A 25,792-nucleotide genomic window follows, 5' to 3' on the forward strand; every position below is an offset into this window, starting at 1 on the left:
AGCGCCGACTGCACACGACGAAGGCCCCGGCTCCGGCCCTGACCCTGCTCGAGCGGGGTGCAGGATGCGGGGCGCGGGGCCTTCGCCGTCGACGGGGCCGGTCAGGCGCGGGAGCGCACCAGCGCCGAGACGAAGCCGCCGGCGAAGGTGTCGCCGAGTCCGATCGTGGTGGGGCGGTCGGTCTCGAGGACGAGGCCGGGGGTGCAGACCGCCGGCAGCCGCGCCGCCACCGCGGCGCAGACCGCGACGCCTCCGGGTTGCGGGGACAGCTGCGCGACGCGGTCGTAGTCGGCGGCGGTGATGCCGTCGCCGAGCAGGTAGCGGGTGCTCGCCATCGTGACCCCGCCGACGAGCGCCGCGCGGAACCGCTCGGCCTCCGCTCCGACGGCCGTCGACCAGTGCCGGGTGTGCACCACGAGCACGGGGCCGGGGAGCAGCGCGGCCGCCGTCGCCAGCGCCTCGGCCACCGCCTCCGGATCGAGCAGGTCGAGCCGGTCCCCGAGCAGGGCCTGCAGCTCGTCCTCGTTCATGCTGACGACGTCGACGCAGCCGAGCAGGGCCGAGCGGGCCCGGTCCTGCAGCGCGGGCAGGTGGAATCCCGCGTCCTCGTAGACGACGTCGGCCGATGCCGGGAGCGCCGCGAGGTGCCGCTTCAGCGTCTTCAGCCGATCCGCCAGCACCGCCTCGTCCTGGATGCTGTTGAAGCCGGAGACCAGGAAGACGCCCGCTTCTGCCAGCACGCCGCCGAGTCCCTCCGCCAGCAGCAGCTCGCGGTTGGGCGGGTCGTTCGCGAAGATCACCCGGTTCGGGTGCGGCGCCACCAGCACGCGGTCGCCGAGGCGGACTCGGGCGCCGCGCGGGAACTGCACGATCAGGTGCGGGTCGGTGGTGTCCGCGGTCGCGCTCGAGACGTACTCGGTCCCGGGAGGCAGGAGCCGGCGGACGTGGTCGTCGATGCTCACCAGATGCTGGGTGGCGGTGAGGCCGTGCACGGCGAGCGCGTAGCCGGCGCGCACCCCTGTCCCACCGAGGGTGATGCGGCGCGGGAAGCGCTGCGCGAACTCCTCGACGATGCGGGAGGAGGAGGCGAATCTCTCCCCTCCCGCACCGTCGACGAGGAACGCGAGGAGCGCCACGAGGAGCTCGCGCTCGGTGGTGACCGGCGCCGTCCTCGTCAGCTCGGCCGCGCGGATCCCGTGCTCCTCCGCGAGCGCCTGGACGACCGCGTCGTCCCAGTCGATCTCGTAGTCGACGGTCCCGCCCAGGCCGAGCACGATCCTCTCGCTCACGTCGCGCGCCGGGCCTAGTAGAGCTCGGCCTTGCCGGCGGAGCCGAACAGGTCGATCTTCTCGGCGGCCGTCTGCTTCATCGCGGCGATGGAGGGCGGCTGGATGGTGTTCGGCTCGCGGACCGAGGGGTCGGCGAGCACCTCCCGCATCTTGTTGTGGTACGAGGCCTTGATGTCGCTCGAGATGTTGATCTTGTTCACGCCGCGCTTCACCGATTCCGCGATCTCGGCGTCGGGGTTGTTCGACCCGCCGTGGAGGACCAGCGGCACCGCGACGCGCTTCTTGATCTCGGCGAGCAGGTCGAGCTTCAGCGCCGGCTTCATCGACGCCGGGTACAGGCCGTGGCTGGTGCCGATCGCGATCGCCAGGCTGTCGACCCCGGTCGAGGCGACGAAGTCGACGGCCTCCTCGGGCTCGGTGTAGATGATGTTCGCGGCTCCGTCCTCCGCCTCGTTGTCCGTCTTGCCGATGGTGCCCAGCTCGCCCTCGACCGAGACGCCGACGGCGTGCGCGGCGTCGACGACGCGCTTGGTGATCGCGACGTTCTCGTCGTAGGGGAGCATCGAGCCGTCGATCATGACGGAGGTGAAGCCCGACTTGATCGCGAGCAGCACCTGCTCGTAGGTGCCGCCGTGGTCGAGGTGGATGGTCACGGGGACGCTGGAGCGGTGGGCGCGGGCGATGATCGCGTGCAGGATGTCCACTCCGGTGTGGCTCAGCTCGTCGGGGTGGATCGCGATGAGCAGCGGGGAGTCCTTCTCCTCGCTGATCTCGAAGAGGCCGTTCATCATGGCGTAGTCGCTGACGTTGAACGCGGGGACGGCGAAGCCGTTCGCATTGGCGACGTCCAGCAGATCTTTTCCGGAAACAAGCATTCTCTGACTGTCCTTCTCGTGGTGGTGGTGGTGTTCCGGACGCGCGGACGCGCGCCTCAGCTCTTGACGGCCCCGGCGGTCATGCCGCCGATGAAGTACCGCTGGAAGAAGAGGAAGAGGAGGAGGACGGGAACGCATCCGAGGATGCTCATCGCCATCATCTCGTTCCACTCGTAGGAGTTCTGGCCCATCAGCAGCTGGATGCCGATCGGCACCGTGCGCATGTCGTCGGTGCGGGTCAGGGTGAGCGCGAAGAGGTACTCGTTCCACGCGATCATGAAGGTGTAGACCCCCACCGAGACGATCCCGGGGATCGCGATCGGAACCAGGATCCGCCAGAGCACCGTCATCGGGCCGGCCCCGTCCATCCGCGCCGCCTCATCGAGATCGCGGGGGAGGGTGTTGAAGTAGCCGGTCAGCATGATGATCGCGTAGGGCAGCGTGAAGACCAGATAGGTGAGGATCAGCCCCTGGTAGGTGTTGTAGAGCCGCAGCGTCACCATCAGCCCGAAGAACGGGATCAGCAGGGTGATCGGCGGCACCGCCTGCACGCTGACGATGATGATGTTGATCGGCCGCTTGAAGCGGAACTCGTAGCGGCTGAACGCGTAGGACGCGAGGATCGCGACCACCAGCGTCAGCGCGACGACCGCGAGGGCGACGACGTAGCTGTTGATGAAGAAGCGGACCTTGGTCGGATCATTCAGGATCCCGGCGTAGGCCGCGAACGAGAACGTGTCGGTGATCAGCCGGGGCGGGTACTCGAAGATCTCGGTGTTCGACTTGAACGAGCTGGCGGCCATCCAGACGATCGGCAGGCCCGCGAAGGCGGCGCCGATCAGGAGGAGGAGCCAGACCCCGGCCTTCGCGGCGAGGAGCCGCGGCGTGCGGACGGCCGGGCGGGTGGCGGTGGCAGTCACGTCAGTCCCTGGCTTTCTGGTTCCGCACGTAGAAGAACGCGAGGACCATGGTGAGGAGGAGGATCAGGACGGCGCTCGCCGAGGCCACCGAGAACTCGTAGCGGCTGAACGCGAGCTTGTAGGTGTAGGTGCTGAGCATCTCGGTCGCGTCGATCGGGCCGCCGCCGGTCGTCATCCAGATCAGCGCGAACTGCTGCGAGGTCCAGATGATGTCCAGGACCGACATGCTGATGATGATCGGCTTGAGCTGCGGGATCGTGACGTTCCAGAAGCGCTGCCAGGCGCTCGCCCCGTCGACCTTCGCCGCCTCGTAGAGGTCGTGCGGGATGCCCTGCAGACCCGCCAGCAGCGTGATCATGTAGAACGAGTAGCCCGCCCAGATGTTGATGAAGGTGACCGAGAGCAGTGCGGTCGCGGGGGAGGCGAGCCACTCGACGCCCTTGTCGGTGAGCCCGAGAGAGATCAGCGCGTAGTTGATGACGCCGTTGGGGTTGAGCAGCAGCCGCCAGAGCACCGCGATGATCGCGACGGTGAACAGCCACGGCAGGACGTAGACCACGCGGAAGAGCGACTTGGCGACGGTCGGCACGAGCGGCGAGTTCAGCAGCATCGCGAAGCCCAGGCCGAGCACCAGGTGCGCGGCGACGCTGACGCCGACGAAGACGACCGTGTTGCCGGTCGCCGTGCGGAACTTCGGATCGCCGAGGACCTCGAGGTAGTTCGCGAGGCCGACGAAGGCGGGCTTCGGGTTCGTGATGACGTTGTCGAAGAACGAGTACCCGATCACCAGCAGCACCGGCACGAGCATCAGGACGAGCATCACGATCGCCGTGGGAGAGAGGTAGAGGTAGGGCGCGAGGTCGCGGCGCTTCCGGCGCGGCGCACCGGCGGGGGCGGGGCTGCCGGCGGCGGGACGCTGCGGCGTGCTCAGCAGTGCGACCACGACGGTCCTCCTTGGATCGGGGGTGGGGTGAGGGGCGATCGCGCCGCGGGAGAGGACTCCCGCGGCGCGATCGGGGACGGACGCGTCACGGCTCAGAACTCGCCGAGCCAGGCTTCCTGGGACTTCTCCAGCGCCTCGTCGACGCTCTGGTCGCCGTTGAGGGCGGCCTGCAGCTGCTCGTCGAAGTCGCGCATCAGCTGCTCCGCGACGGGCAGGCCGACGAACTCGTTCGCCGGGTAGCCGGCGGAGTAGATGTCGAAGGCCTCCTGGTACAGCGGATCGCTGTCCGAGAAGTCCGGCGTGGAGGCGGTGTTGCCGGGGAAGGCGTTCGCCAGCGTGGACAGCTCCGAGTTGGTGTCGGCGCTCATCAGGAACGACACGAGCTTCGCGGCCTCGGCCGGGTGCTCGCTGCTGGCCGAGACCCCGATGCCCCAGGAGGCGAAGGGGATGCCGCGCTCGCCGCTGAAGCCGTCCTCGGCCGGGATGGCCGAGATGCTGAACGTCAGGTCGGGGTTCGACTCCCGGATCGTGGCGATGTGCGAGAGGGAGTCGATCATCATGCCGACGCGCCCGTTCGTGAACTCCTCGACCTTGTCCTGCTCCTTCATCGTCGCGGCACCGGGGGCGATCACACCGTCGGCGTCGAGCTGCGCGATGTAGTCGACCGCGCTGGTGACGGCGTCGTTGGTGAGGTCCGGCTTGCCGTCGTCGAGCATGCTGCCGCCGGAGGCCCAGACCCAGGACATGACGTCGTTCTGGATCCCGTTGGGGGCGTCGCTCGAGAGCGGGAGCACCCAGCCGCTGGTGTTGTCGCCGAGCGCCGTGATCGCCTTGGCCGCCGACTCGAACTCGCTGCGGGTCGAGGGGGGAGCGGCGACGCCCGCCTCGGAGAGCAGCGCGTCGTTGGTGAAGAGCGGGTAGACGAAGTTGACGACCGGGACCATGGCGGTCTTGCCGTCGACGACGACGGTCGAGGAGAGCTGGCTCTCGTCGAAGCCCGCGTCCGAGAGCAGCGGGCCGAGATCGGCCAGCGCACCCTGCTTCGCGAAGTCGCTGATCCAGGCGCCGTCGAGACCGACGACGTCGGACATCGTGCCGGCCGCGGCACCCGCGAAGAGCTGCTCCTTGGTCGAGGCGTACGGGCCGCTGAGGAGGTCGACCGTGATGCCGGGGTTCGCGGCCTCGAAGTCGTCCATCAGGCCGCGGAGGGCGCCGTCCGAGAGCTCGGGCTCCCACCACTGCGCGAATTCGAGGGTGATGTCTCCGCCTGCCGCGGAGTCGCCGCCACCCTGGCTGCAGCCGGTCAGCGTCGTCGCGGCGAACGCCGCGCTGACGGTGAAGACGACGGCTCTCTTGATGCGAGCACCTTTGCTCATGTCACTCCCTGCAACTCTGCAGTTATCTGCTGTTGTGTGCGCATTCTTGCGCTTGTGTTCTGCGAATGTACCTGGCGGTGCGTGGACTTGCAAGAACCGGCACGATATTGCTGAGTTGTGCGACAAATGCGCCCCAGTTCGCACGATCTGCGGCGATCCGGGCGCGACAAGTTGCAGCATCCGGCACGGCGGTGTTAGACAACCCCCATGCCCGACACCGACGACGCCCCCTCCGCGAACGACGCTCCGCTCCGTCTGCCGGCCGGCCGGAAGGCCGACCTGGCCGCCTACGTCGCCGAGGCGGGGGAGGTCACGGTCACCACGCTGGCCCGCCGCTTCTCGGTCTCCGCCGACACCGTGCGCCGCGATCTCGACCAGCTCGACGCGGACGGCTACCTCGTCCGCACGCACGGCGGCGCGGTGAGCCTCGCGGTGATGCCCGCCACCGAGAAGCGCCTCGACGTGCGCCTGGGGATCCAGCGCGGCGCGAAGGAGAAGATCGGCGCGCTCGCCGCCGGCCTCGTCGACAACGGGGCGGTGGTGATGCTGAACGCCGGCACGACCTCGCTCGCCGTCGTCCGGCACCTCAACGACCACCGTGAGCTGACGATCGCGACGAACAACCTGCGCGTCCCCGCCGAGATCGGCTCGAAGACCTGCCGCGACCTCTTCGTCTTCGGCGGCGCCGTCCGCCTCGGCGGCCAGTCGACGGTCGGCCCGGTGGGCTTCGCGGTCGCGGAGCAGGGCGCCGCGGTCGATCTGCACTGCGACATCGGCCTGATCTCGGTCGGCGCCGTCTCGGCCGAGAACGGCTACTCGACCAGCAACCTGGCGGAGGGCGTGATGATGAGCGAGATGATCGCGCGCTGCGAGCGGGTGGCGATCCTGGCCGACCAGACCAAGTTCGGCCGGACCCTCTTCGCGCAGGTGGCGGAGCTCGGACGGGCCGACTACCTCGTCACGGACGCCCCGCCGCCGCCGGAGCTCGAGGAGGCGCTGCGGGAGAAGGGCGTGCGCGTGGTGCTGCCGCCGGTGGCCGCCGCCCGCGAGCGCTGACCCCGAGCGCTGACCCGCGCGCTGACCCTTGCGCTGAGGCGCCCTACAGCACGTTGATCGCCGTCGCCCGCCAGCGGGCGTCGGTGCCCTCCAGCCGGATGGCGACCGCGCGGGTGCGCACCCGGTTGTGCACGAGGACGACGGCTTCGACGATCCCGTCCCGCGGCTCCGTGACGACGACCCGGCCGACGGTGAACGGGATGCGCTGCGCCGAGCGGCCCTTGACGCTCCGGGCGCGCGCGGCCATCACCACCCGCTTCTGCAGGTGCCGGTACACGTCGTCGCTCAGCCAGCGGGCGAGCTGGTCGATCTCACGCGAGCCGCCCAGGACCTCGACCACCAGCAGCGTCAGGCAGGCCAGGATCGGCTCGGGATCGGGCAGCTCCGCCCGCGTCGCCGGCTGGGGGGCGAAGAAGGCGGCGGCGGGCGTCGCGGGGATGATCGCGTCCGCCTCGAGCGGCAGGGTGCGGTAATCGAACGCATCGGTGGGGTGCATCATGCGGCGTGCTCCAAAGGCAGGACGAGCGACTCACGGTTCGGGTCACCTCTCGGCTCGGAAGGTGCGGGTCGTGCCGGGAGGGCACGACAGATGCCCTCATCGAAGCAGCCGAGCGATGCTCACGTCGGATCGAGCGCCGGTCTGTGGATAACCGGGCGCGGGGCACCGCAGGTGCGGTGCGCGCGACGACGGCGCCTAGGCTTGTCGGGTGTCGACCCTCAGTGATCTCGTCCTCTCCCACGGCCGCTCCACGGACGCGGACGTCGAATGGCTGCACCTCCTGGTCGGCGATCTGCAGCTCCTCGCCGACCTCGCCTTCGCCGACATCGTGCTGTGGGTGCCGACGGCGGAGGGCGGCTTCGTCGCGGTCGCGCACGCCCGGCCCTCGAGCGCGGCGACGCTCTTCTACCGCGACTTCGTCGGGCAGAAGATCAAGGCGGAGTGGCGCGCCCAGGTCGCCGAGGCCTTCGAGAGCGCCCGCATCGTCGACACCTCCGCGCCGGACTGGTTCGAGGAGACCCCGACCCGGGTGCGCGCCGTGCCCGTCATCCGGCGCCTCGGCGGCTCCGACAGCGCGACCACGGACCAGCCGATCGCGGTCGTCACCCGGCACACCAACCTCAGCGAGACGCGGACCCCCAGCCGCCAGGAGCTGACCTTCAACGACTGCGCGAACGACCTCTTCTCGATGATCGCCTCGGGCGACTTCCCCGATCTCGGCGCGCCGACCGGCCCCCGGCGCGGCGCCCCGCGTGCCTCCGACGGCCTGATCCGCCTCGACGTCGACGGCATCACCACCTTCGCGAGCCCCAACGCGCTCTCGGCGTTCAACCGCATCGGCTTCGCGGACGAGCTCGAGGGCGAGTCCCTCGCCGAGGTCACCACCGGCCTGGTCGCCGGCAAGGTCGTCATCGACGAGTCGCTGCCGCTGGTCGTCACCGGCCGGGCGCCCTGGCGCACCGACATCGAGGCGCGCGGCGTCACCGTCTCGCTGCGCGCGATCCCGATCCGCGACCGCGGCGAGCGCGTCGGCGCCGTCGTGCTCTGCCGCGACGTGACCGAGCTGCGGCACCAGGAGCGGGAGCTGATCACCAAGGACGCGACGATCCGCGAGATCCACCACCGGGTGAAGAACAACCTGCAGACGGTCGCCTCGCTGCTGCGCATCCAGGCCCGGCGGACCCACTCGGACCTCGCGCGGGAGGCGCTGACGCAGGCCATGCGCCGCGTCGCCGCGATCGCGGTCGTGCACGACACGCTCTCCGAGGGGCTCGCGCAGAACGTCGACTTCGACGCGGTGTTCGACCGCGTACTGCTGCTCATCGCCGAGGTCGCCTCGACGCACAACACCACGGTGCACCCCACCTTCACCGGCAGCTTCGGCGACCTGCCGAGCGAGTACGCGACTCCGCTCGCCCTCGCGCTGACCGAGCTGGTCACCAACGCGGTCGAGCACGGGCTGGCCGGCCGCGAGGGCGACGTCGAGATCGTCGCGACCCGCGGCGACGACGAGCTGACCGTCAAGGTGCGCGACACCGGCGTCGGACTGCCGGAGGGCAAGGTCGGCTCGGGCCTGGGCACGCAGATCGTGCGCACCCTGATCCAGGGCGAGCTCGGCGGGACGATCGACTGGCACACGCTGGTCGGCCGCGGCACCGAGGTCACCATCGAGGTGCCGCTGCGCTGGCTCAAGGGCCCGCGGGTCTGATCGCGGTCGTCGCCCCCCCGAGACGACGCGACCCCCGCTGCCGAGGGCGAGCGGGGGTCGGGGTGGGGCTGCTGCCGGACGGTGCCGGCGCGGGCGCTACGAGGCGCGGCGGGCGCGGGCGGCGCGGCGCTTGAGGGCGCGGCGCTCGTCCTCGCTGAGGCCGCCCCAGACGCCCGAGTCCTGGCCGGTCTCGAGGGCGTACTGGAGGCAGACCTCCGTGACGGTGCAGCGACCGCAGACCGTCTTCGCCTTCTCGATCTGGTCGACGGCGGGTCCGGTGTTGCCGACCGGGAAGAAAAGCTCGGGGTCAGCGGTGAGGCAAGCGGCCTTGTCGCGCCAGTCCATGCAGGTGCTCCTTGTGTGACAGCGTGCGTGGAGGAACCACGCAGTGTTCGGGTGGGATGATCGAGTCACACCGACGGTTCTGACCATCGGCATGCGCCGGGCACCTGCACCGGCGCACGCCACGAGACCTCACGCAGCTGCGCGAGGCGGTTCAGGGCGGGACCGGACGGTGCTCGGTTCTTCCCGATGGGAGATCGCTCCGATCGCAGTCGCGCCTCGCGGCGCAGCAGGATCGGAGAGTTCACATCGGCGGTAACCCACGACCCTGTGAGCGGTGAAACGAACTGCACTAGCCTGTCACGGAGGCAGGCTCGAATCAAGAGTGCTGGATGGGATGCAGCTGTGATCATGGACGGGAACCGGCCTCCGACCAGGCCGGGAAGCGGCTCGCGGCCCCTCGGCCTGCTCCTGCTCGTCGCTGTTCTGGCGCTGGAGACCGCCGCCGTGGCGTGCGTCACCGGGTGGCTCGTCCTCGAGCTGGTGACGACGCGCGCCGGTTCGGTCGGCGGCGGGATCGCCATCGTCGTGCTCTCCTTCATCGCGCTCGCCTGGGTCGCCGCGACCACCGTCGGCACCGCCCGGCGCCGCAGCTGGATCCGCGCCTCCGCCCTCACGATCCAGCTGGTGCTGATGGCCGTCGCCCTCGGCGCCTTCCAGGGGCAGTACGCCGTCCCGGACATCGGCTGGGCTCTGCTCGCACCGGCCCTGCTCGCCGTGGTGCTGCTCTTCCTGCCGAGCACGGTCGCCGCGACCCGTCGGGACCCCGGGCTGGGCTGAGTCCACCCTCGGCCCGACCGGCCCGGCCGGGACCCGGGTCGGCTAGCGTCGGAGGATGGACTCCACCCGACTCGGCCTCAGCGGCCTCCAGGTCTCCTCGATCATCCTCGGCTGCATGAGCTTCGGCGCCCCCGACCGCGGTGCGCACGGCTGGAGCATGGGGGAGGAGGAGTCGCGGCCCTTCCTCCGCCGCGCTCTCGAGCTCGGCATCACCACCTTCGACACCGCCGACGTCTACTCCGACGGCACGAGCGAGGAGTTCGTCGGCCGGGCCCTCGCCGACTTCGCCGTGCGCGAGGAGGTCGTCATCGCGACCAAGGTGCACGGCACGATGCGTCCGAGCGCCAACGGCGGCGGACTCTCGCGCCGGCACATCCTCAGCGCCATCGACGACAGCCTCCGCCGCCTCGGCACCGACTACGTCGACCTCTACCAGATCCACCGCTGGGACCCGCTGGTGCCGATCGAGGAGACGATGGAGACCCTGCACGACGTCGTCCGCTCGGGCAAGGCGCGCTACATCGGCGCATCGAGCATGTGGGCGTGGCAGTTCGCGAAGGCGCAGTACACCGCGGACCTCGGCGGCTGGACCCGCTTCGTCTCGATGCAGGACCAGTACAACCTCATCCAGCGCGAGGACGAGCGCGAGCTGCACCCGTTCTGCCTCGACCAGGGCGTCGGGGTCATCCCGTGGTCGCCGCTGGCCCGCGGGCGCCTCACCCGCGACTGGGACGCGACCACGTCGCGCACGGAGACCGACCTCTACGGCAAGACGCTCTACCACCAGCAGGAGGAGGCCGACCGCCGCACAGCGGGCACGGTCGAGCGCATCGCGGCGGAGCGCGGCGTCCCGCGCGCGCAGGTCGCCCTCGCCTGGGTGCGCCAGCAGGAGGCGGTGACCGCGCCCATCGTCGGCGCGACGAAGATGCAGCACCTCGAGGACGCGGTCGCCTCCGTCGACCTCGAGCTGACGCCCGAGGAGCTCGACGCGCTCGGCGCCGACTACGCCCCGCGCTTCAACGAGGGCTTCTAGCGGCGGCGGGACTCGATGCGCCCGCTGCGCGGGCTGCTCGACCAGCATGGACCGCCGGAACGGCGGGCGGCCGCCCTCCGTGGACCGCTGGAACGGCAGGCGGCTGCCCTGCATGCTGGTCGAGCAGCCGCCGGAGGCGGCGTATCGAGCCCCGGCGCCTCAAGCCAGCTTGAGCTTCTTCCGCAGCGCCTGCACGTGTCCGGTGGCGCGCACGTTGTACTGCGCGAACTCGAGGTCGCCCTCGGGCCCGACGACGAAGGTCGAGCGCAGGACGCCGACGACCGTCTTGCCGTAGCTGTTCTTCTCGCCCCACACGCCGTAGGCGCGGTGGACGGTCATGTCCGGGTCGCTCAGCAGCGGGTAGGCGAGGCCGTGCTCGTCCGCCCAGCGGCGCAGCGCCTCCGGGGTGTCGCGCGAGACGCCGAGCACCTCGTAGCCGGCCGCCTGGAGCGCCGCCGTGCTGTCGCGGAAATCGCACGCCTCGGTCGTGCAGCCGGGGGTGTCGGCCTGCGGGTAGAAGAAGAGGATGACGCGGCGGCCGCGGAGATCGGCGAGGTCGACCGGTCGGCCGTCCTGGTCGGGCAGAGAGAAGGCGGGCGCGGCGTCGCCGGCGGAGAGGCGCGCGTCGGCGGGGATCGGGGGGACTGCGGTGTCGGTCATCGTCTGCTTCCGTCGGTGGTGGCGAAGGTGGTCAGGAGGCGCTGGAGCGAGTCGAGGCGCTCCGGCCCGCTCGCCCCGAGCAGCCCGCCCTCGACGGCCTCGATGATCGCGCAGTCGGGGGAGTCGGGCAGGTGCGTGCAGCCGCGCGGGCAGTCCTCGGCGAGCACGGCGAGCGTCGTGAAGGCGCCGAGGATGTTGTCGGTGTTCACGTGGCCGAGGCCGAAGGAGCGCACGCCCGGGGTGTCGATGACCCAGCCGTGCCGGTCGCCGCGCTCGACCCTCAGCGAGACGGTGGAGGAGGAGGTGTGCCGGCCGCGCCCGGTCACCGTGTTGACCCGGCCGATCGCCCGGTGCGCGTCGGGGACGAGCTTGTTCACGAGCGTCGACTTGCCGACTCCGGAGTGGCCGACGACGACGGTCTCGTGACCGAGCAGCGCCTCGGCGATCTCGTCGACGGGCGGCTCGTCCTGGCTGGAGAGGAACACCCGGAGGTCGAGTCCCTCGAAGTTGCGGAGGAAGGGCGCGGGATCGGCGAGGTCGGTCTTGGTGATGCAGAGCATCGGGGTGATGCCGGCGTCGAAGGCGGCGACCAGGTAGCGGTCGACGAGGCGGGTGCGCGGCTCCGGGTCGGCGGCGGCCACCACGCAGACCATCTGGTCGGCGTTGGCGACGATCACGCGCTCGATCGCGTCGGTGTCGTCGGCGCTGCGGCGCAGCAGCGTGGAGCGCTCGCGGATCCGGACGATGCGGGCGAGGGTGCCCTCGTCGCCGCTGGAGTCGCCGACCACGTCGACGCGGTCGCCGGGGACGATCGCCTGCTTGCGCAGCTCCCGGGCGCGCGCCGCCGTGAACTCGTGCTCCTCGGGCGTGCCGTCGCCGATCATCACCGTGTAGCGGCCGCGGTCGACGCCGAGGACCATCGCGATCTCGGCGTCCTCGTAGGCCGGCCTGTTCTTCGTGCGCGGCTTGGTCCCCTTCGGGTTCGGCCGCACCCGCGCGTCCGACTCGTCGTAGCCGTCGAAGTCGTCGAGCACACCGTCGGCGTCGAGGCCGCTGTCCGTCCACCACGACACGGGTCAGACCCCGCCCGCGAGTGCGGTCCAGAGTTCGGGGAACTGCGGGAGGGTCTTGGAGGTCGTCGCGATGTCCTCGATCGCGACGCCCGGCACGACGAGGCCGATCAGCGCGCCGGCGTGCGCCATGCGGTGGTCGGAGTAGGTGCGCCAGCGGCCCCCGTGCAGCGGGGCGGGCTCGATGCGCAGGCCGTCCTCGAGCTCGGTGACGGCGCCGCCGAGGCCGTTGATCTCGGCCGCGAGGGCGGCGAGGCGGTCGGTCTCGTGGTGGCGGATGTGGCCGATGCCGGTGAGGGTGCTCGGACCGCTCGCGAGGGCCGCGAGGGCCGCGAGGGCGGGGGCGAGCTCGCCGCCCTCCGAGAGGTCGAGGTCGACGCCGAGGATCTCGTCGCCGCCGCGGACGACGAGGTCGTCGCCGTCGCGCTCGACGCTCGCGCCGAACATCGGCAGGATGCGCTCGAGGTGCGCGCCGACCTGGGTGGTCTCGGCCGGCCAGTGCCGGAACCGCACGGTGCCGCCGGTGACGAGCGCGGCGGCCAGGAACGGAGCGGCGTTGGAGAGGTCCGGCTCGATCAGGACGTCGGCCCCGGCGATCGGCTGCGGAGCGATCGTCCAGGCGCCCGGTGTCGAGGCGTCGACGATCACGCCGCGGGCCTCGAGGGCGGCGATCGTCATGTCGATGTGCGGCTGGCTGGGCAGCGCGCCGCCCTCGTGCCGCAGGCGCAGGCCCTCGTCGAAGCGCGCCCCGGCGAGGAGCAGGGCCGAGACGAACTGGCTCGAGCGGGTGGCGTCGACCACGGCGTCGCCGCCGCGGATCGAGCCGGAGCCGTGCACGGTGAAGGGGAGCGAGCCGCGGCCGTCATCGGCCACGTCGACGCCGAGCGAGCGGAGGGAGGCGATGGTGGCGCCCATCGGGCGCTTGTAGGCGTAGGCGTCGCCGTCGAAGGTGGTAGGCCCGAGCGCGAGACCTGCGAGCGGCGGCAGGAAGCGCATCACGGTGCCGGCCAGACCGCAGTCGATCGTCGTGGAGCCGAAGAGCTCCTCCGCCGGCTCGACGACGAGATCGGCGCCGAAGGAGCCGGTGGCGCCCTCCTCGCGGATCGTCGTGCCGAGGGCGCGCAGGCCCTCGATCATCAGCGCGCTGTCGCGGGAGTGCAGCGGTGCGCGCAGCACGGACGGGGCGTCGGCGAGCGCGGCGAGGACGAGCTCGCGGTTCGTCAGCGACTTGGAGCCGGGCAGCTCGACGACGGCGTCGAGGGCGCCGGCGGCGGCAGGCGCCGACCAGTCCTCCTCGCCGGGGAGCGCGCGGGCGTCGCCGTACGGATCGAACTCGGGAGCGGAATAACGCGAGAAGACCATCGGTTGTCAGAGTAGTCGGCGAACGGACCGACGGCAGGATCAGGCGGGAGGCGAGGCATGACGGCAGCGACGATCGACCTCGCGCGACCCCGGCCGGCGCGACCGGCTGCTGTGCGGCGGCGCGGCTTAGAATCGCGTGTGATGACTCGCGACGACAGCACACGCCCCAGCACCGCCGACGAGGCGCCCGCGACCGAGGAGGCCGAGACGATCGAGGAGACCGTCGAGGAGTCCCTCGACGACGTCGCTCCCGACGCCCCGGTGGATCTCCGCGCGCTGTTCGAGCAGCAGGCGCTGCCCTTCATCGACCAGCTGTACGCCGCCGGTCTGCGGATGACCAAGAACCCCTCCGACGCCCAGGACCTCGTCCAGGAGACGTTCGCGAAGGCGTTCGGCGCGTTCAAGCAGTTCGAGCAGGGCACGAACCTCAAGGCGTGGCTCTACCGCATCCTCACGAACACGTTCATCAACTCGTACCGCAAGAAGCAGCGCGAGCCCTACCAGAGCGCGATCGACGAGCTCGAGGACTGGCAGCTGGGCGGGGCCGAGTCGACTACCGCGACCTCGAGCCGCTCGGCCGAGGCCGAGGCCATCGACCACCTCCCCGACACCGCCGTCAAGGAGGCCCTGCAGGCGATCCCGGAGGACTTCCGGCTCGCCGTCTACTTCGCCGACGTCGAAGGCTTCTCCTACCAGGAGATCGCCGACATCATGAAGACCCCCGTCGGGACCGTGATGAGCCGGCTGCACCGCGGCCGGCGCATGCTGCGCGAACGACTCACCGACTACGCACGCGAGCGCGGGATCCGCGCCGCTTTCACCACCGGGAGCACGAAATGACCGACTGCGGCTGCACGAAGGCGAAGGCCGAGCTCGAGGAGTACCTCCACAACGAGCTGTGCAAGGAGGACGCCGCCGACATCCGTGAGCACATGGCGAACTGCCCCGACTGCTCCGGTGAGGCGAAGGTCGGCGTCGTGCTGACCGTCGCGGTCCAGCGCGCCTGCAAGGAGACGGCGCCGGAGGACCTCCGCGCGCAGGTGCTCGGCATGCTGCGCGACGCGCAGGCGAGCCACACGGCGGCTCCGGCGCGCGTCTAGCGCTCCGTCCCACCCGCTCGACGACCTCCGGCTCGCCCGAACGCGCTCGGCTCTCAGGAGCCGCCCGTTCCGGCGAGCCGGAGGTCTTTCCGCGCGCCGGAGCCGCCCGGTGAAGGGCGGCTCCGGGCGTCGTCAGCGCTGCAGCGCCCTGCCCAGCAGGTCGGCCTGCTCGGCGGCGTGGCGCTTGGCCGAGCCGGCGGCGGGGGAGGCGGCGGCCGGCCGCGAGACGACGCGCACGGGGCGGTCGAGCTGCGGAGCGACGTTCAGCGCGATGAACGGCCAGGCGCCCTGGTTCTCGGGCTCGTCCTGCACCCAGACGAACTCCGCGTCCGGGTAGCGCGCGGCGATCGCGCGCAGCTCCTCGATCGGGGCCGGGTAGTACTGCTCGACGCGCACCAGCGCGACACCGTCGTCCGGCTTCTTCTCCAGCTCGGACCGGAGGTCGTAGTGCACCTTGCCGGCGTGCAGCAGCACGCGGGTCACGGCTGCCGCGTCCTGGATCCGCGCGTCGTCGATCACCGGCTCGAAGCGGCCCGAGGTGAAGTCCTCGACCGGGCTCGAGGCCCCGCGCAGGCGCAGCATCGCCTTCGGCGTGAAGACCACCAGCGGGCGGCGGGGCCGCGAGTACGCCTGGCGGCGCAGCAGGTGGAAGTACGACGCCGGGGTCGACGGGCGCGCGACGGTCATGTTCCGCTCGGCGCACATCTGCAGGTAGCGCTCGATGCGAGCGGAGGAGTGGTCCGGGCCCTGGCCCTCGTAGCCGTGCGGGAGCAGGAGCACGAGCGACGAGCGCTGGCCCCACTTCTGCTCGGCAGAGGAGATGAACTCGTCGATGACGATCTGGGCGCCGTTCGCGAAGTCGCCGAACTGCGCCTCCCAGAGCACGAGCGAGTCGGGCCGCTCGACCGAGTAGCCGTACTCGAACGCCATCGCGGCGTACTCCGAGAGCAGCGAGTCGTAGATCCACAGGCGGGCCTGCGAGTCCGACAGGTTCATCAGCGGCAGCCACTCCTGGCCGTTGTCGCGGTCGTGCAGCACCGCGTGGCGCTGCACGAACGTGCCGCGGCGGGTGTCCTGGCCGACGAGGCGCACCGGGGTGTCCTCGAGCAGCAGCGAGCCCAGTGCGAGCAGCTCGCCGAACGCCCAGTCGATCGAGCCGGTGCGGCTCATCTCCTGGCGCTTGGTGAGGAGCTGCTGCAGCTTCGGGTGCACGGTGAAGCCCTCGGGCGGCGAGGTGAACGCGTCGCCGATGCGGGTGACGACCTCGACCTTGACCCCGGTCACCTCGGGCTCGCCGGGGTAGTCCTCGCCCTGCTGCGCGTCGGGCAGCTCGAGATCGGCCACGGAGTCGCCGTCGGCGCTGATCACCGGGATCGCGCCGGTCTGCGCGGCGTGCGTCTCGGCGAAGGCGCGCTCGAGGCGGTCCTGGAAGTCCTGGTGCGCCCGGTCGTACTCCTCCTCGGTGATGTCGCCGCGGCCGACGAGCGCCTCGGTGTAGAGCTTGCGCACCGAGCGCTTGGCCTCGATCAGGCTGTACATCAGCGGCTGGGTCATCGAGGGGTCGTCGCCCTCGTTGTGACCGCGGCGGCGGTAGCAGATCAGGTCGATGACCACGTCGCGGTTGAAGCGCTGGCGGTACTCGAACGCGAGCTGGCCGACGTGCACGACGGCCTCGGGGTCGTCGCCGTTCACGTGGAAGATCGGCGCCTGGATCGTCTTCGCCATGTCGGTCGAGTAGATCGAGGTGCGGGCCTCGTGCGGCGGGGTGGTGAAGCCGACCTGGTTGTTGATGTTGATGTGGATCGTGCCGCCGGTGCGGTACGCCCGCAGCTGCGACATCTGCAGCCCTTCGACGACCACGCCCTGACCCGCCATCGCGGCGTCGCCGTGGACGAGGATCGGCAGGGTGGTGAAGGTGCCGATCGGCTTGCGGTCCTGCTTGGCGCGGACGATGCCCTCGAGCACGCCGTTGACGGCCTCGAGGTGCGAGGGGTTCGCCGCGAGGTAGACGGGGATCTCCTCGCCGCCCGCGCCGCGGAAGGTGCCCTCGGTGCCGAGGTGGTACTTCACGTCGCCGGAGCCCTGGACCGTCTTCGGGTCCTGGGTGCCCTCGAACTCGCGGAAGATCTGGCCGTAGGTCTTGCCGGCGATGTTGGTCAGCACGTTGAGGCGGCCGCGGTGGGCCATGCCGATGGCGACCTCGTCGAGGTCCGCGTCCGCCGCGCCCTGCAGGACGGCGTCCAGCAGCGCGATCAGCGACTCGCCGCCCTCGAGCGAGAAGCGCTTCTGGCCGACGTACTTGGTCTGCAGGAAGGTCTCGAAGGCCTCGGCCTCGTTGAGGCGGCCGAGGATGCGCAGCTGCTCGTCGTGGCCCGGCTTCTCGTAGCCGCGCTCGAGCTTCTGCTGCATCCAGGCGCGCTGCTCCGGGTCCTGGATGTGCATGTACTCGACTCCGACGGTGCGGCAGTAGGAGTCGCGCAGGATGCCGAGGATGTCGCGCAGCTTGAGCTGGCGGGAGCCGCCGAAGCCGTCGGTGACGAACTCGCGGTCGAGGTCCCAGAAGGTGAGGCCGTGGCTCTCGATGGCGAGGTCGGGGTGCGAGCGCTGGACGTACTCCAGCGGGTCGACGTCGGCCATCAGGTGGCCGCGGACACGGAAGGAGTTGATCAGCTCCTGCACGCGCGAGGTCTTGGAGACGCGCTCGGCGAGGTCGACGGCGATGTCGGTCGACCAGTGGATCGGGTCGTAGGGGATGCGCAGCGCGGAGAAGATGTCCTCGTAGAAGCCGCGCTTGCCGAGCAGCAGCTCGTGCACGATCTTGAGGAACTCGCCCGAGCCGGCGCCCTGGATGACGCGGTGGTCGTAGGTGGACGTCAGCGTGATGGTCTTGCCGATGCCGAGCTCGACGAGGGTCTTCTCCGACGAGCCCTGGAACTCCGCCGGGTACTCGAGGGCGCCGGCGCCGATGATGCAGCCCTGGCCCTTCATCAGGCGCGGCACGGAGTGCACGGTGCCGATGCCGCCGGGGTTGGTCAGCGAGAGGGTCGTCCCGGCGAAGTCGCCGGCCGCGAGCTTGTTGCCGCGGGCGCGCTTGACGAGGTCCTCGTAGGCGGCGAGGTAGGCGGTGAAGCTCAGCGTGTCGGCGCGCTTGATGCTCGGGACGAGCAGGGCGCGGGTGCCGTCGGGCTTGGGCATGTCGATCGCGATGCCGAGGTTGACGTGCGCCGGGGCGACGACCGAGGGCTTGCCGCCCGGCTCGTCGTAGTAGACGTTCTGGCTCGGGAAGTCCTTGAGCGCGCGGATCAGCGCCCAGCCGATCAGGTGGGTGAAGGAGACCTTGCCGCCGCGCGTGCGGCGCAGGTGGTTGTTGATGACGATGCGGTTGTCGATCATCAGCTTCGCCGGGATGGTGCGCACGCTCGTGGCCGTCGGGATCGACAGGCTCGCGTCCATGTTCGTGGCGAGGCTCTTCGCCATGCCGCGCAGGGGCGAGACGACGTCCTCCTCGACGGCGGCGACGTCCTCGGCCGGCGTGCCGACGGGCGCGTCGGCCGGGATGGGCTGCGGCTTCGGCTGCTTGGAGGTCGTCTTCGACGTGGAGGTCGCCGACGTGGCGGGGTGGCTCACCGCACCGCCGGCACTGGTCGAGACGCGCTCGGCGACGGACTCCTTCGCGGGGGCGGCGGGGGCTGCGGCAGCGGGGGTCTCCGCGGCGGCGGAGGGCGCGGCACCGCCGAGCTGCTTGCCGTAGCGCTCGAGGATCGGCCACCAGGACTCGTCCACCGAGGCCCTGTCGGCGCTGTACTGCTCGTACAGCTCCTCCACCAGCCACTCGTTGGCTCCGAAGTCCTCCGAGCCCTGATCTGTTCCCGCTCCGGTCAACTGGCTCGACACAGCCGATCGCCCACTCTCTCCGTTGATTCGTTCTCGATCATCCGGACGGCACCGTCGCATCCGACACGCATCTGGGCGTCGTCGCCCGGTCCCGTCCCGGTCGTCAAGCCTAGCCCGGATCCTCCGGCGAACGTCCCCAGCCGGGCCGGAGTAGCGTCGTCTCCATGCGCTTCTACGGTGGAACCCCCTCCGGCGACCTCACCTACTCGGACGTCTTCCTCGTACCCGGCCGGTCCTCCGTGACCAGTCGGCTCGACGTGTCGCTCGCCCCCGGTGACGGCACCGGAGCCAGCATCCCGATCGTCTCCTCGAACATGAACTCGGTCACGGGGCCCCGGCTCGCGGCGACCCTCGCCCGGCGCCGCGGCCTCGGCGTGCTCCCGCAGGACATGCCGCTGCAGCAGCTCGACGCGGCGATCCGCTGGGTGAAGGACCAGCCGGTCGCCTTCTCCGGTGCGCTCACCGCCTCGCCGTCGACGACGGTGGAGGAGGCGCTCGCGATCCTGCCCGCCGTCGCGGGCCACGGCTTCGTGGTGCAGGAGGAGGACGGCACGATCCTCGGCTGCGTGCCGGCCTCGCGGCTCGCCGCGGCTCTGGAGGACGCCACGCTGGGGGACCTCGTGCACGGCGCGTCCGCCTCGATCGACGCCGACGACGTGCCCTCCGCGCGAGCGGCGTTCGACCTGATGATCGAGGCCGACCTCGAATTCGCCCCGGTGCTGCACCACGGCGCGCTGGTCGGCACGCTGTCCCGCACCGGCGCGCTGCGCTCCACCATCTACGATCCCGCCCTGGACGCGGACGGCCGCCTCCGGGTCGCCGCGGCGGTCGGCATCAACGGCGACGTCGCGGGCAAGGCGCGCGCCCTCGTCGCCGCCGGCGTCGACGTGCTCGTGCTCGACACGGCGCACGGCCACCAGGAGGGGATGCTCCGGGCGCTGCGGACCGTCTCCGCGCTGAAGCTCGGCGTGCCGATCGCCGCGGGCAACATCGTCACGGCCGACGCGGTGCACGACCTCGTCGACGCGGGCGCGGACATCCTCAAGGTCGGCGTCGGCCCCGGCGCGATGTGCACCACCCGGATGATGACCGCGGTCGGGCGCCCCCAGTTCTCGGCGGTGCTCGAGACGGCGGAGCGGGCCCGCGAGCTCGGCGCGCACGTCTGGGCCGACGGCGGCGTGCGCTACCCGCGCGACGTGGCGCTCGCGCTCGCGGCCGGTGCCGCCTCCGTGATGATCGGCTCCTGGTTCGCCGGCACCATCGAGGCGCCGGGGGAGCTGCGCAGCGACGCGTCCGGCCGGGTCTACAAGGAGAGCTGGGGGATGGCCTCGGCCAAGGCGGTGCAGGAGCGCTTCGACCGCCTCGACGCCTACGAGCTCGCCCGCAAGCGGCTCTTCGCCGAGGGCATCTCGTCGTCGAAGATCTACCTCGACCCGCTGCGCCCCTCGCTCGAGGACCTGCTCGACATGATCACCTCGGGTGTGCGCTCCTCCTTCACCTACGCGGGGGCCCGCAGCGTCGCCGAGTTCCACGAGCGCGCGCTGGTCGGCCTGCAGTCGGCTGCGGGCTACGAGGAGGGCAAGGCGCTGCCGGTCAGCTGGTGACCGTCAGCCGGTGACCGGAGCGGGCGTGCTAGAACCGAGCCCATGACGATCGTCGACAACGCCGTGTACGTCGGCGGCCACCGCATCCGCAACCCGGACTCGCTCGAGGACACCTTCGAGCTGATGCGCGACGAGCACGGCATGGCGTGGATCGGGCTCTACCGCCCGAGCCGCGAGGAGGTCGAGGCGGTCGCCCAGGAGTTCGGCCTGCACCCGCTCGCCGTCGAGGACGCGCTGAGCGGGCACCAGCGGGCCAAGCTCGAGCGCTACGACGACGGGCTCTTCGTGGTGCTGCGGCCCGCCCGCTACGTGGACTCGGCCGAGACGGTCGTCTTCGGCGAGCTGCACGTGTTCGTCGGGCCGGACTTCGTGGTCACCATCCGGCACGCCGATTCGCCGGACCTGGCGGCGGTGCGCAAGCGACTGGAGGAGGACCCTCGGCTGCTCGCCCGCGGGCCGGAGGCGGTGCTCTACGCGATCCTCGACCAGGTCGTCGACGAGTACGCGCCCGTCGTGCACGGCGTGCAGGGCGACGTCGACGAGATCGAGGACCAGCTCTTCGGCGACGACTCCGACGACGGCCTCTCGGAGCGCATCTACCGGCTCTCCCGCGAGGTCATCCACTTCCAGCGCTCGGTCCAGCCGCTGACGGCGCTGCTGCACGAGCTCGCCGAGGCGCCGGACGCGGCACCGGGCGCCGACGCCACGGTCGACCACGTCGAGCTGCACCGCTCGCTCCGCGACGTGCTCGACCACACCATCCGGGTGACGGAGGCGGTCGACGCGCTGCGGGCGATCCTCGACAAGGCGCTCACGGTGCACTCGACCCTGGTCTCGCGCCGGCAGACCGAGACCGGGCTGGCCCAGAACGACGTGGTCCGCAAGATCTCCTCCTGGGCCGCGATCCTCTTCGCGCCGACGCTCGTGGCCGGGATCTACGGAATGAACTTCGACGACATGCCGGAGCTGCACTGGCGGCTCGGCTATCCGTGGGCGATCGGGCTGATGCTGGTCTTCGGCTTCGTCCTCTACGCCGTGTTCAAGCGCAAGAAGTGGCTCTGAGAGCAGTTCTGCCGGAGCCCGGCTGCCGGTAGACTCGACGCCACAATGGACGACCCCCCTTCTGCGCATCCGCCCTCGCACCGGCTCGTTCGGCACTCCTCGATGCTCCCGCTCCTGCTTCCGGTGAGCGGGGGTGGTCTCCGTGGGCACTGAGTGGCTCCTGCTCGGCGTCGGCCTGCTGCTGACGCTCGGCACCGGCGTGTTCGTCGCCAGCGAGTTCGCCCTGGTCAACCTCGACCGCGCCGATCTCGAGGCCCGACGCGACCGCGGCGAGACCCGCCTCGGCATGACGATCGCCGCGCTCCGCGTCACCTCGACGCACCTCTCCAGCGCGCAGCTCGGCATCACGCTGACGACGCTGCTCACCGGCTACACGATGGAGCCGGCGCTCTCGTCGCTGCTGCGGGGCCCGTTCGGCGGACTCGGGATCCCGGACGAGGTGCTGACGCCGATCATGACGGTGCTCGCGATCGTCATCGCGACGCTGCTGTCGATGATCCTCGGCGAGCTGGTGCCGAAGAACTTCGCTCTGGCGCTGCCGCGCGCGACGGCGAAGCTGGTCGTGCCGATCCAGACCGCGTTCACCACCGTCTTCCGCCCGGCCGTCGCGCTGCTCAACGGCAGCGCCAACGCGCTGCTCCGCCTGGCCGGCATCGAGCCGAAGGAGGAGCTCTCGGGCGCCCGCAGCGCCGAGGAGCTCTCGAGCCTCGTCCGCCACTCCGCGAGTGCCGGGCTGCTCGAGGAGGACACGGCTGACCTGCTCGGGCGCACCCTGCGCTTCTCCGCCCTCTCCGCGGGCGACGTGATGACGCCGCGGCTGCGGCTCTCCACGCTCGAGCGCTCCAGCACGGCGCAGGACGTCCTCGATCTCGCCCGGACCACCGGGCTCTCGCGCTTCCCGATCACGGACGACGACATCGACGACATCGTCGGCGTCGTGCACGTCAAGCAGGCGGTCGCCGTGCCGCGCGGCAAGCGCTCCGAGGTGCCCGTCACCGCGCTGCGCTCGGAGCCGCTCCGGGTGCCCGAGACGATGAAGCTCGACGTGCTGCTCACCGAGCTGCGCGGCCGCGGCTTCCAGCTCGCCGTCGTGGTCGACGAGTACGGCGGCACCGCGGGTGTCGCGACGCTCGAGGACCTCGTCGAGGAGCTCGTCGGCGAGGTGGCGGACGAGCACGACCGCTCCCGCCCGGACGTCGTCAAGCTGCCCGGATCCACCACCTTCCCGGGCATGCTCCGCCCCGACGAGGTCCGCGATCGCGCCGGCGTCGTCATCCCCGAGGAGGGGCCCTACGAGACGGTCGCCGGCTTCGTGATGAGCGAGCTCGGCCGACTGCCCGCCGTCGGCGACGAGGTGCCCGTCGAGGGCGGCTCGCTGCGCGTCGAGCGGCTCGACGGCCGCCGCATCGACCGGCTCCGCTTCACCCCCGACCCCGACGCGGCGGGCGAGGGCATCCCCGATCCGCTCGCCGACGTCGGCCGGCCGCACCGAGGACGCCAGGAGGCCGACCATGAGTGACTGGGCAGGCATCGCCTGGCTCGTGGTGCTGCTCGCCGCGAACGCCTTCTTCGTCGGAGCGGAGTTCGCGGTGATCTCCGCGCGCCGCTCCCAGATCGAGCCCCTCGCCGAGGGCGGTCGCCGCAGCGCGATCACCGCGCTCGCCGCGATGGAGCACGCCACGCTGATGCTGGCGACGACCCAGCTGGGCATCACCGTCTGCTCGCTGCTGATCCTCAACGTCAGCGAGCCGGCGATCCACCACCTGCTCGAGGTGCCGCTGCACGCGGTCGGCATCCCGGACGAGTTCTCCGGCACGGTCGCGTTCGTGATCACGCTGGTGATCGTGTCGTTCCTGCACGTCGTGCTGGGCGAGATGGTGCCGAAGAACATCTCGTTCTCGATGCCCGACCGCGCCGTCCTGCTGCTCGCGCCGCCGCTCGTGGCGATCGCGCGCGTCATCAGCCCGATCATCGTCGCGCTCAACGCGATCTCGAACGCGGTGCTCCGGCTCTTCCGGGTCGAGCCGAAGGACGAGGCGAACAGCACCTTCACACTCGAGGAGGTGCAGACGATCGTCGACCAGTCGACCCGCGAGGGCACGCTGCGCAGCAACGGCACCCTCCTCGCCGCGTTCGAGTTCACCGAGAAGAAGGTGCACGACGTGGCGCTGCCGCTCGACGGCATCGTCAGCCTCCCCGCCGGGGCGTCGCCCGCCGACGTCGAGCGGGCCGTCGCCAAGCACGGCTTCTCGCGCTACGTCGTGCTCGGCGAGGACGGGCAGCCCGAGGGGTACATCCACCTCAAGGACGTGCTCGACCTCGACGGCGACACCGAGGGGCCGAAGTTCCGCCTGCCGATCCCGGCGAAGCGCATCCGCCAGCTCGCCTCGATCTTCGAGGCGACCGACCTCGAGGACGCCCTCGCGATCATGCGCCGCACCGGCGCCCACCTGGCCCGCGCCTTCGACGAGCAGGGCCGGGCGACCGGCGTCCTCTTCCTCGAGGACATCATCGAGGAGCTCGTCGGCGAAGTCGACGACGCCACCCGCCGCTGAGGCGCGGGCCGGGGAGGCGGCGCTCGCGGCGTTGTCGTCGGTCGCGATACCGCCGGTATCGCTCCCTCCTCCGCCTTGCGATCACCACCTCCCCGGCCCGCGCCTCCACTTCTGACGAGGGGGGGGGGGGGCAGCGGCTTCGCCGGCTGTGGAGGGGGGCAGCGGCTTCGCCGACTGAGGGGGCAGCGGCTTCGCCGACTGAGGTAAGCAGCGGCTTCGCCGACTGAGGTGGGCAGCGGCTTCGCAGACTGGGCTTCACGGCGGCAGCTTCGCCGGCTGCGGGGGCAGCAGCGGCGGCCCTTCATGCTGGTCGAGTAGTCCCGCAGGGGCGTATCGAGACCCACGGTCTCCAGCTGGGGCGGGTCTGCAGACTCGGGTGCTGACGGTGGTGGATCTCGATACGCCCTCTGCAGGGGCTACTCGATCACCATGCAGCGGATGCAGCGGATGCAGCGGATGCAGCGGATGCAGGGGCCCACATGCTGGTCGAGTGCCCGCAGGGGGTGTCGAGACCCGCCGTCATCAGGCGCAGGGCTGCCGACGTTCGGCTGGGGGCGGATCTCGATACGCCCTCTGCGAGGGCTGCTCGATCAGCAGAGGTGGCGGGGTCAGAGCGGCAGAGTGCTGTCGGGGGTGCGATCTAGGCTGGCCGGATGACGGATGGGCAGAGGGAGTTCGGACTCGCGGAGGCGGCGCTGGCCGTGCGGGTGCCGCGCGGCGACGACGACAAGTACAGCCGCGGGGTGCTCGGGATCGCGACAGGATCGGAGCGCTACCCGGGGGCGGCGGTGCTCGGCGTCGAGGCGGCGGTGCGCACCGGGCTCGGCATGGTGCGCTACGTCGGGCCGGAGCGGCCCTCCGCGCTCGTGCTCGCGCGACGGCCGGAGGTCGTCACCTCGGCGGGGCGGGTCCAGGCCTGGCTCCTCGGCTCCGGCACGAGCGCGGACGACCGCTCGGGAGACGAGCGCGCCGCCCTGCTCGAGCAGCTGCACTCGGGAGTGCCCGTCGTGCTCGACGCCGGCGCGCTCGATCTGATCGACGAGGCCCGCGGGCCGGTCGTCGTGACTCCGCACTACCGCGAGCTCGCCGGCCTGCTCTCCCGCGCCGGAGTGGACGTCGATGCGGCCGCGATCGCGGCCGACGCGAGCGGCTGGGCGCGGCGCGCGGCCGAGCGCTTCGGGGTCTGCGTGCTGCTCAAGGGCAGCACGACCCACGTGGTCTCCGGGAGCGTCGCCCACGAGGTCAGCGGCTCGACGCCCTGGCTCGCGACGGCGGGCAGCGGAGACGTGCTCGGGGGAGTCCTCGGCGCGCTGCTGGCCGGCCGGGCCGCGGACGCCGAGACCCGGGGAGCGACGCTGGAGGACGAGGACCTCGCGGCGGTCGCCGCCGCTGCCGCCGTCCTGCACGCGCAGGCGGGCGCCGCGGCCTCCGGAGGCGGGCCGATCGCGGCCCTCGACATCGCCGAGCAGCTGCCGGGCGTCGTCGCGCGACTGCTGAACTGACCCGCCTTCGACCTGACCCGCCTGCCGCACTGAACCGATCGCGCCCCCGCGCCGTTGTCCCAGGAGAGGCGTCCTCCCCGCGATCCGGGCATCGGAGCCGCACAGTCGCCTCATCGGAACCCCATAGCTCCCGGCCCTAGCGTCGGTGGCGACAGCCGCGTC

The 25,792-nt window shown here is 71.4% G+C and carries 22 protein-coding genes; 11 read left to right on the top strand and 11 right to left on the bottom strand.

From position 1 onward, the window contains the following. Positions 1 to 101: 101 nt before the first annotated feature. The 5 genes from GTU73_RS07085 to GTU73_RS07105 all read right to left on the bottom strand — a co-directional run bounded on the left by GTU73_RS07085 (position 102) and on the right by GTU73_RS07105 (position 5,403). A complete protein-coding gene (locus tag GTU73_RS07085; protein WP_160088153.1) occupies positions 102 to 1,289 on the bottom strand; it encodes an ADP-dependent glucokinase/phosphofructokinase in 1,188 nt (395 codons plus the stop codon). A gap of 14 nt (positions 1,290 to 1,303) precedes the next feature. After that, on the bottom strand, positions 1,304 to 2,164 hold the full coding sequence (locus GTU73_RS07090; RefSeq protein ID WP_160088155.1) for a ketose-bisphosphate aldolase: 861 nt from the start codon (positions 2,162 to 2,164) through the stop codon (positions 1,304 to 1,306). Positions 2,165 to 2,220: 56 nt separating this feature from the next. Next, positions 2,221 to 3,084 (bottom strand): carbohydrate ABC transporter permease, encoded by an 864-nt coding sequence (locus GTU73_RS07095; RefSeq protein ID WP_208543745.1) that lies wholly within the window; start codon positions 3,082 to 3,084, stop codon positions 2,221 to 2,223. 1 nt (position 3,085) lies between these two features. Further along, a complete protein-coding gene (locus GTU73_RS07100; protein ID WP_244231799.1) occupies positions 3,086 to 4,027 on the bottom strand; it encodes a sugar ABC transporter permease in 942 nt (313 codons plus the stop codon). A gap of 92 nt (positions 4,028 to 4,119) precedes the next feature. Further along, positions 4,120 to 5,403, bottom strand: a complete 1,284-nt coding sequence (locus tag GTU73_RS07105; RefSeq protein WP_160088157.1) for a sugar ABC transporter substrate-binding protein — start codon at positions 5,401 to 5,403, stop codon at positions 4,120 to 4,122. Between the two features lie 207 nt (positions 5,404 to 5,610). Here GTU73_RS07105 and GTU73_RS07110 point away from each other — a divergent pair, with 207 nt between their 5' ends. Beyond that, on the top strand, positions 5,611 to 6,459 hold the full coding sequence (locus GTU73_RS07110) for a DeoR/GlpR family DNA-binding transcription regulator (protein ID WP_160088159.1): 849 nt from the start codon (positions 5,611 to 5,613) through the stop codon (positions 6,457 to 6,459). A gap of 43 nt (positions 6,460 to 6,502) precedes the next feature. Here GTU73_RS07110 and GTU73_RS07115 read toward each other — a convergent pair whose 3' ends face one another. After that, the gene (locus tag GTU73_RS07115) at positions 6,503 to 6,958 is read right to left on the bottom strand and encodes an Rv3235 family protein (protein WP_244231800.1); all 456 of its coding nucleotides are present in this window, start codon (positions 6,956 to 6,958) and stop codon (positions 6,503 to 6,505) included. A 208-nt stretch (positions 6,959 to 7,166) separates the two neighbouring features. Between GTU73_RS07115 and GTU73_RS07120 the strand changes: the two genes are divergently transcribed. Next, positions 7,167 to 8,666 (top strand): PAS domain-containing sensor histidine kinase, encoded by a 1,500-nt coding sequence (locus GTU73_RS07120; protein WP_123702681.1) that lies wholly within the window; start codon positions 7,167 to 7,169, stop codon positions 8,664 to 8,666. Between the two features lie 96 nt (positions 8,667 to 8,762). Here GTU73_RS07120 and GTU73_RS07125 read toward each other — a convergent pair whose 3' ends face one another. After that, entirely contained in the window at positions 8,763 to 9,011 is a 249-nt protein-coding gene (locus tag GTU73_RS07125; protein ID WP_056045195.1) for a WhiB family transcriptional regulator, read from the bottom strand. Positions 9,012 to 9,359: 348 nt separating this feature from the next. Here GTU73_RS07125 and GTU73_RS07130 point away from each other — a divergent pair, with 348 nt between their 5' ends. Together GTU73_RS07130 and GTU73_RS07135 are read left to right on the top strand one after the other, a co-directional pair. After that, a complete protein-coding gene (locus GTU73_RS07130) occupies positions 9,360 to 9,788 on the top strand; it encodes a hypothetical protein (protein ID WP_160091262.1) in 429 nt (142 codons plus the stop codon). 55 nt (positions 9,789 to 9,843) lie between these two features. Further along, entirely contained in the window at positions 9,844 to 10,821 is a 978-nt protein-coding gene (locus GTU73_RS07135) for an aldo/keto reductase (RefSeq protein WP_160088161.1), read from the top strand. Between the two features lie 159 nt (positions 10,822 to 10,980). On the opposite strand, the gene bcp is transcribed toward GTU73_RS07135, so the two are convergent. The 3 genes from bcp to aroA are packed head-to-tail and all read right to left on the bottom strand — an operon-like array spanning position 10,981 to position 13,913. Next, entirely contained in the window at positions 10,981 to 11,481 is a 501-nt protein-coding gene (gene bcp, locus GTU73_RS07140) for a thioredoxin-dependent thiol peroxidase (protein WP_160088163.1), read from the bottom strand. Then, positions 11,478 to 12,554, bottom strand: coding sequence for a ribosome small subunit-dependent GTPase A (gene rsgA, locus GTU73_RS07145; protein ID WP_173250401.1), 1,077 nt, complete (start codon positions 12,552 to 12,554; stop codon positions 11,478 to 11,480). The genes bcp and rsgA overlap by 4 nt, the downstream gene beginning before the upstream one ends. A gap of 3 nt (positions 12,555 to 12,557) precedes the next feature. After that, positions 12,558 to 13,913 (bottom strand): 3-phosphoshikimate 1-carboxyvinyltransferase, encoded by a 1,356-nt coding sequence (gene aroA, locus GTU73_RS07150; RefSeq protein ID WP_160088165.1) that lies wholly within the window; start codon positions 13,911 to 13,913, stop codon positions 12,558 to 12,560. Between the two features lie 141 nt (positions 13,914 to 14,054). Here aroA and GTU73_RS07155 point away from each other — a divergent pair, with 141 nt between their 5' ends. After that, the gene (locus GTU73_RS07155; protein ID WP_160088167.1) at positions 14,055 to 14,753 is read left to right on the top strand and encodes a sigma-70 family RNA polymerase sigma factor; all 699 of its coding nucleotides are present in this window, start codon (positions 14,055 to 14,057) and stop codon (positions 14,751 to 14,753) included. Further along, on the top strand, positions 14,750 to 15,013 hold the full coding sequence (locus GTU73_RS07160; RefSeq protein WP_160088169.1) for a zf-HC2 domain-containing protein: 264 nt from the start codon (positions 14,750 to 14,752) through the stop codon (positions 15,011 to 15,013). Before GTU73_RS07155 ends, GTU73_RS07160 begins: the two co-directional genes overlap by 4 nt. A 132-nt stretch (positions 15,014 to 15,145) precedes the next feature. Here the strand turns inward: GTU73_RS07160 and GTU73_RS07165 are convergent, their stop codons facing one another. After that, complete coding sequence (locus tag GTU73_RS07165; RefSeq protein WP_208543746.1) at positions 15,146 to 18,907, bottom strand: multifunctional oxoglutarate decarboxylase/oxoglutarate dehydrogenase thiamine pyrophosphate-binding subunit/dihydrolipoyllysine-residue succinyltransferase subunit; 3,762 nt, start codon at positions 18,905 to 18,907, stop codon at positions 15,146 to 15,148. A 164-nt stretch (positions 18,908 to 19,071) separates the two neighbouring features. Between GTU73_RS07165 and GTU73_RS07170 the strand changes: the two genes are divergently transcribed. From GTU73_RS07170 to GTU73_RS07190, 5 genes are all read left to right on the top strand, one after another. Then, positions 19,072 to 20,511 (top strand): GuaB1 family IMP dehydrogenase-related protein, encoded by a 1,440-nt coding sequence (locus GTU73_RS07170; protein WP_160088173.1) that lies wholly within the window; start codon positions 19,072 to 19,074, stop codon positions 20,509 to 20,511. 42 nt (positions 20,512 to 20,553) lie between these two features. Continuing rightward, entirely contained in the window at positions 20,554 to 21,573 is a 1,020-nt protein-coding gene (gene corA / locus GTU73_RS07175; RefSeq protein WP_160088175.1) for a magnesium/cobalt transporter CorA, read from the top strand. Between the two features lie 133 nt (positions 21,574 to 21,706). Continuing rightward, complete coding sequence (locus GTU73_RS07180; RefSeq protein ID WP_160088177.1) at positions 21,707 to 23,092, top strand: hemolysin family protein; 1,386 nt, start codon at positions 21,707 to 21,709, stop codon at positions 23,090 to 23,092. Next, positions 23,085 to 24,128, top strand: coding sequence for a hemolysin family protein (locus tag GTU73_RS07185; RefSeq protein ID WP_160088180.1), 1,044 nt, complete (start codon positions 23,085 to 23,087; stop codon positions 24,126 to 24,128). Before GTU73_RS07180 ends, GTU73_RS07185 begins: the two co-directional genes overlap by 8 nt. 653 nt (positions 24,129 to 24,781) lie before the next feature. Further along, positions 24,782 to 25,630 carry an ADP/ATP-dependent (S)-NAD(P)H-hydrate dehydratase gene (locus GTU73_RS07190; protein ID WP_160088182.1) on the top strand — a complete coding sequence of 283 codons (849 nt, stop codon included), beginning with the start codon at positions 24,782 to 24,784 and terminating at the stop codon, positions 25,628 to 25,630. Positions 25,631 to 25,792: the final 162 nt, after the last annotated feature.

This window comes from Rathayibacter sp. VKM Ac-2804, from assembly GCF_009866655.1.
In the GTDB taxonomy this organism is placed as follows: Bacteria; Actinomycetota; Actinomycetes; order Actinomycetales; family Microbacteriaceae; genus Rathayibacter.

Bases quoted from the DNA above. Each gene is read 5' to 3' on its own strand.
- GTU73_RS07105 (WP_160088157.1), bottom strand. From the start codon at position 5,403: ATGAGCAAAGGTGCTCGCATCAAGAGAGCCGTCGTCTTCACCGTCAGC.
- GTU73_RS07185 (WP_160088180.1), top strand. From the start codon at position 23,085: ATGAGTGACTGGGCAGGCATCGCCTGGCTCGTGGTGCTGCTCGCCGCG.
- GTU73_RS07155 (WP_160088167.1), top strand. From the start codon at position 14,055: ATGACTCGCGACGACAGCACACGCCCCAGCACCGCCGACGAGGCGCCC.
- GTU73_RS07190 (WP_160088182.1), top strand. From the start codon at position 24,782: ATGACGGATGGGCAGAGGGAGTTCGGACTCGCGGAGGCGGCGCTGGCC.
- GTU73_RS07135 (WP_160088161.1), top strand. From the start codon at position 9,844: ATGGACTCCACCCGACTCGGCCTCAGCGGCCTCCAGGTCTCCTCGATC.
- GTU73_RS07115 (WP_244231800.1), bottom strand. From the start codon at position 6,958: ATGATGCACCCCACCGATGCGTTCGATTACCGCACCCTGCCGCTCGAG.
- bcp (WP_160088163.1), bottom strand. From the start codon at position 11,481: ATGACCGACACCGCAGTCCCCCCGATCCCCGCCGACGCGCGCCTCTCC.
- GTU73_RS07125 (WP_056045195.1), bottom strand. From the start codon at position 9,011: ATGGACTGGCGCGACAAGGCCGCTTGCCTCACCGCTGACCCCGAGCTT.
- GTU73_RS07130 (WP_160091262.1), top strand. From the start codon at position 9,360: ATGGACGGGAACCGGCCTCCGACCAGGCCGGGAAGCGGCTCGCGGCCC.
- aroA (WP_160088165.1), bottom strand. From the start codon at position 13,913: ATGGTCTTCTCGCGTTATTCCGCTCCCGAGTTCGATCCGTACGGCGAC.
- GTU73_RS07170 (WP_160088173.1), top strand. From the start codon at position 19,072: ATGCGCTTCTACGGTGGAACCCCCTCCGGCGACCTCACCTACTCGGAC.
- GTU73_RS07110 (WP_160088159.1), top strand. From the start codon at position 5,611: ATGCCCGACACCGACGACGCCCCCTCCGCGAACGACGCTCCGCTCCGT.
- corA (WP_160088175.1), top strand. From the start codon at position 20,554: ATGACGATCGTCGACAACGCCGTGTACGTCGGCGGCCACCGCATCCGC.
- GTU73_RS07090 (WP_160088155.1), bottom strand. From the start codon at position 2,164: ATGCTTGTTTCCGGAAAAGATCTGCTGGACGTCGCCAATGCGAACGGC.
- GTU73_RS07160 (WP_160088169.1), top strand. From the start codon at position 14,750: ATGACCGACTGCGGCTGCACGAAGGCGAAGGCCGAGCTCGAGGAGTAC.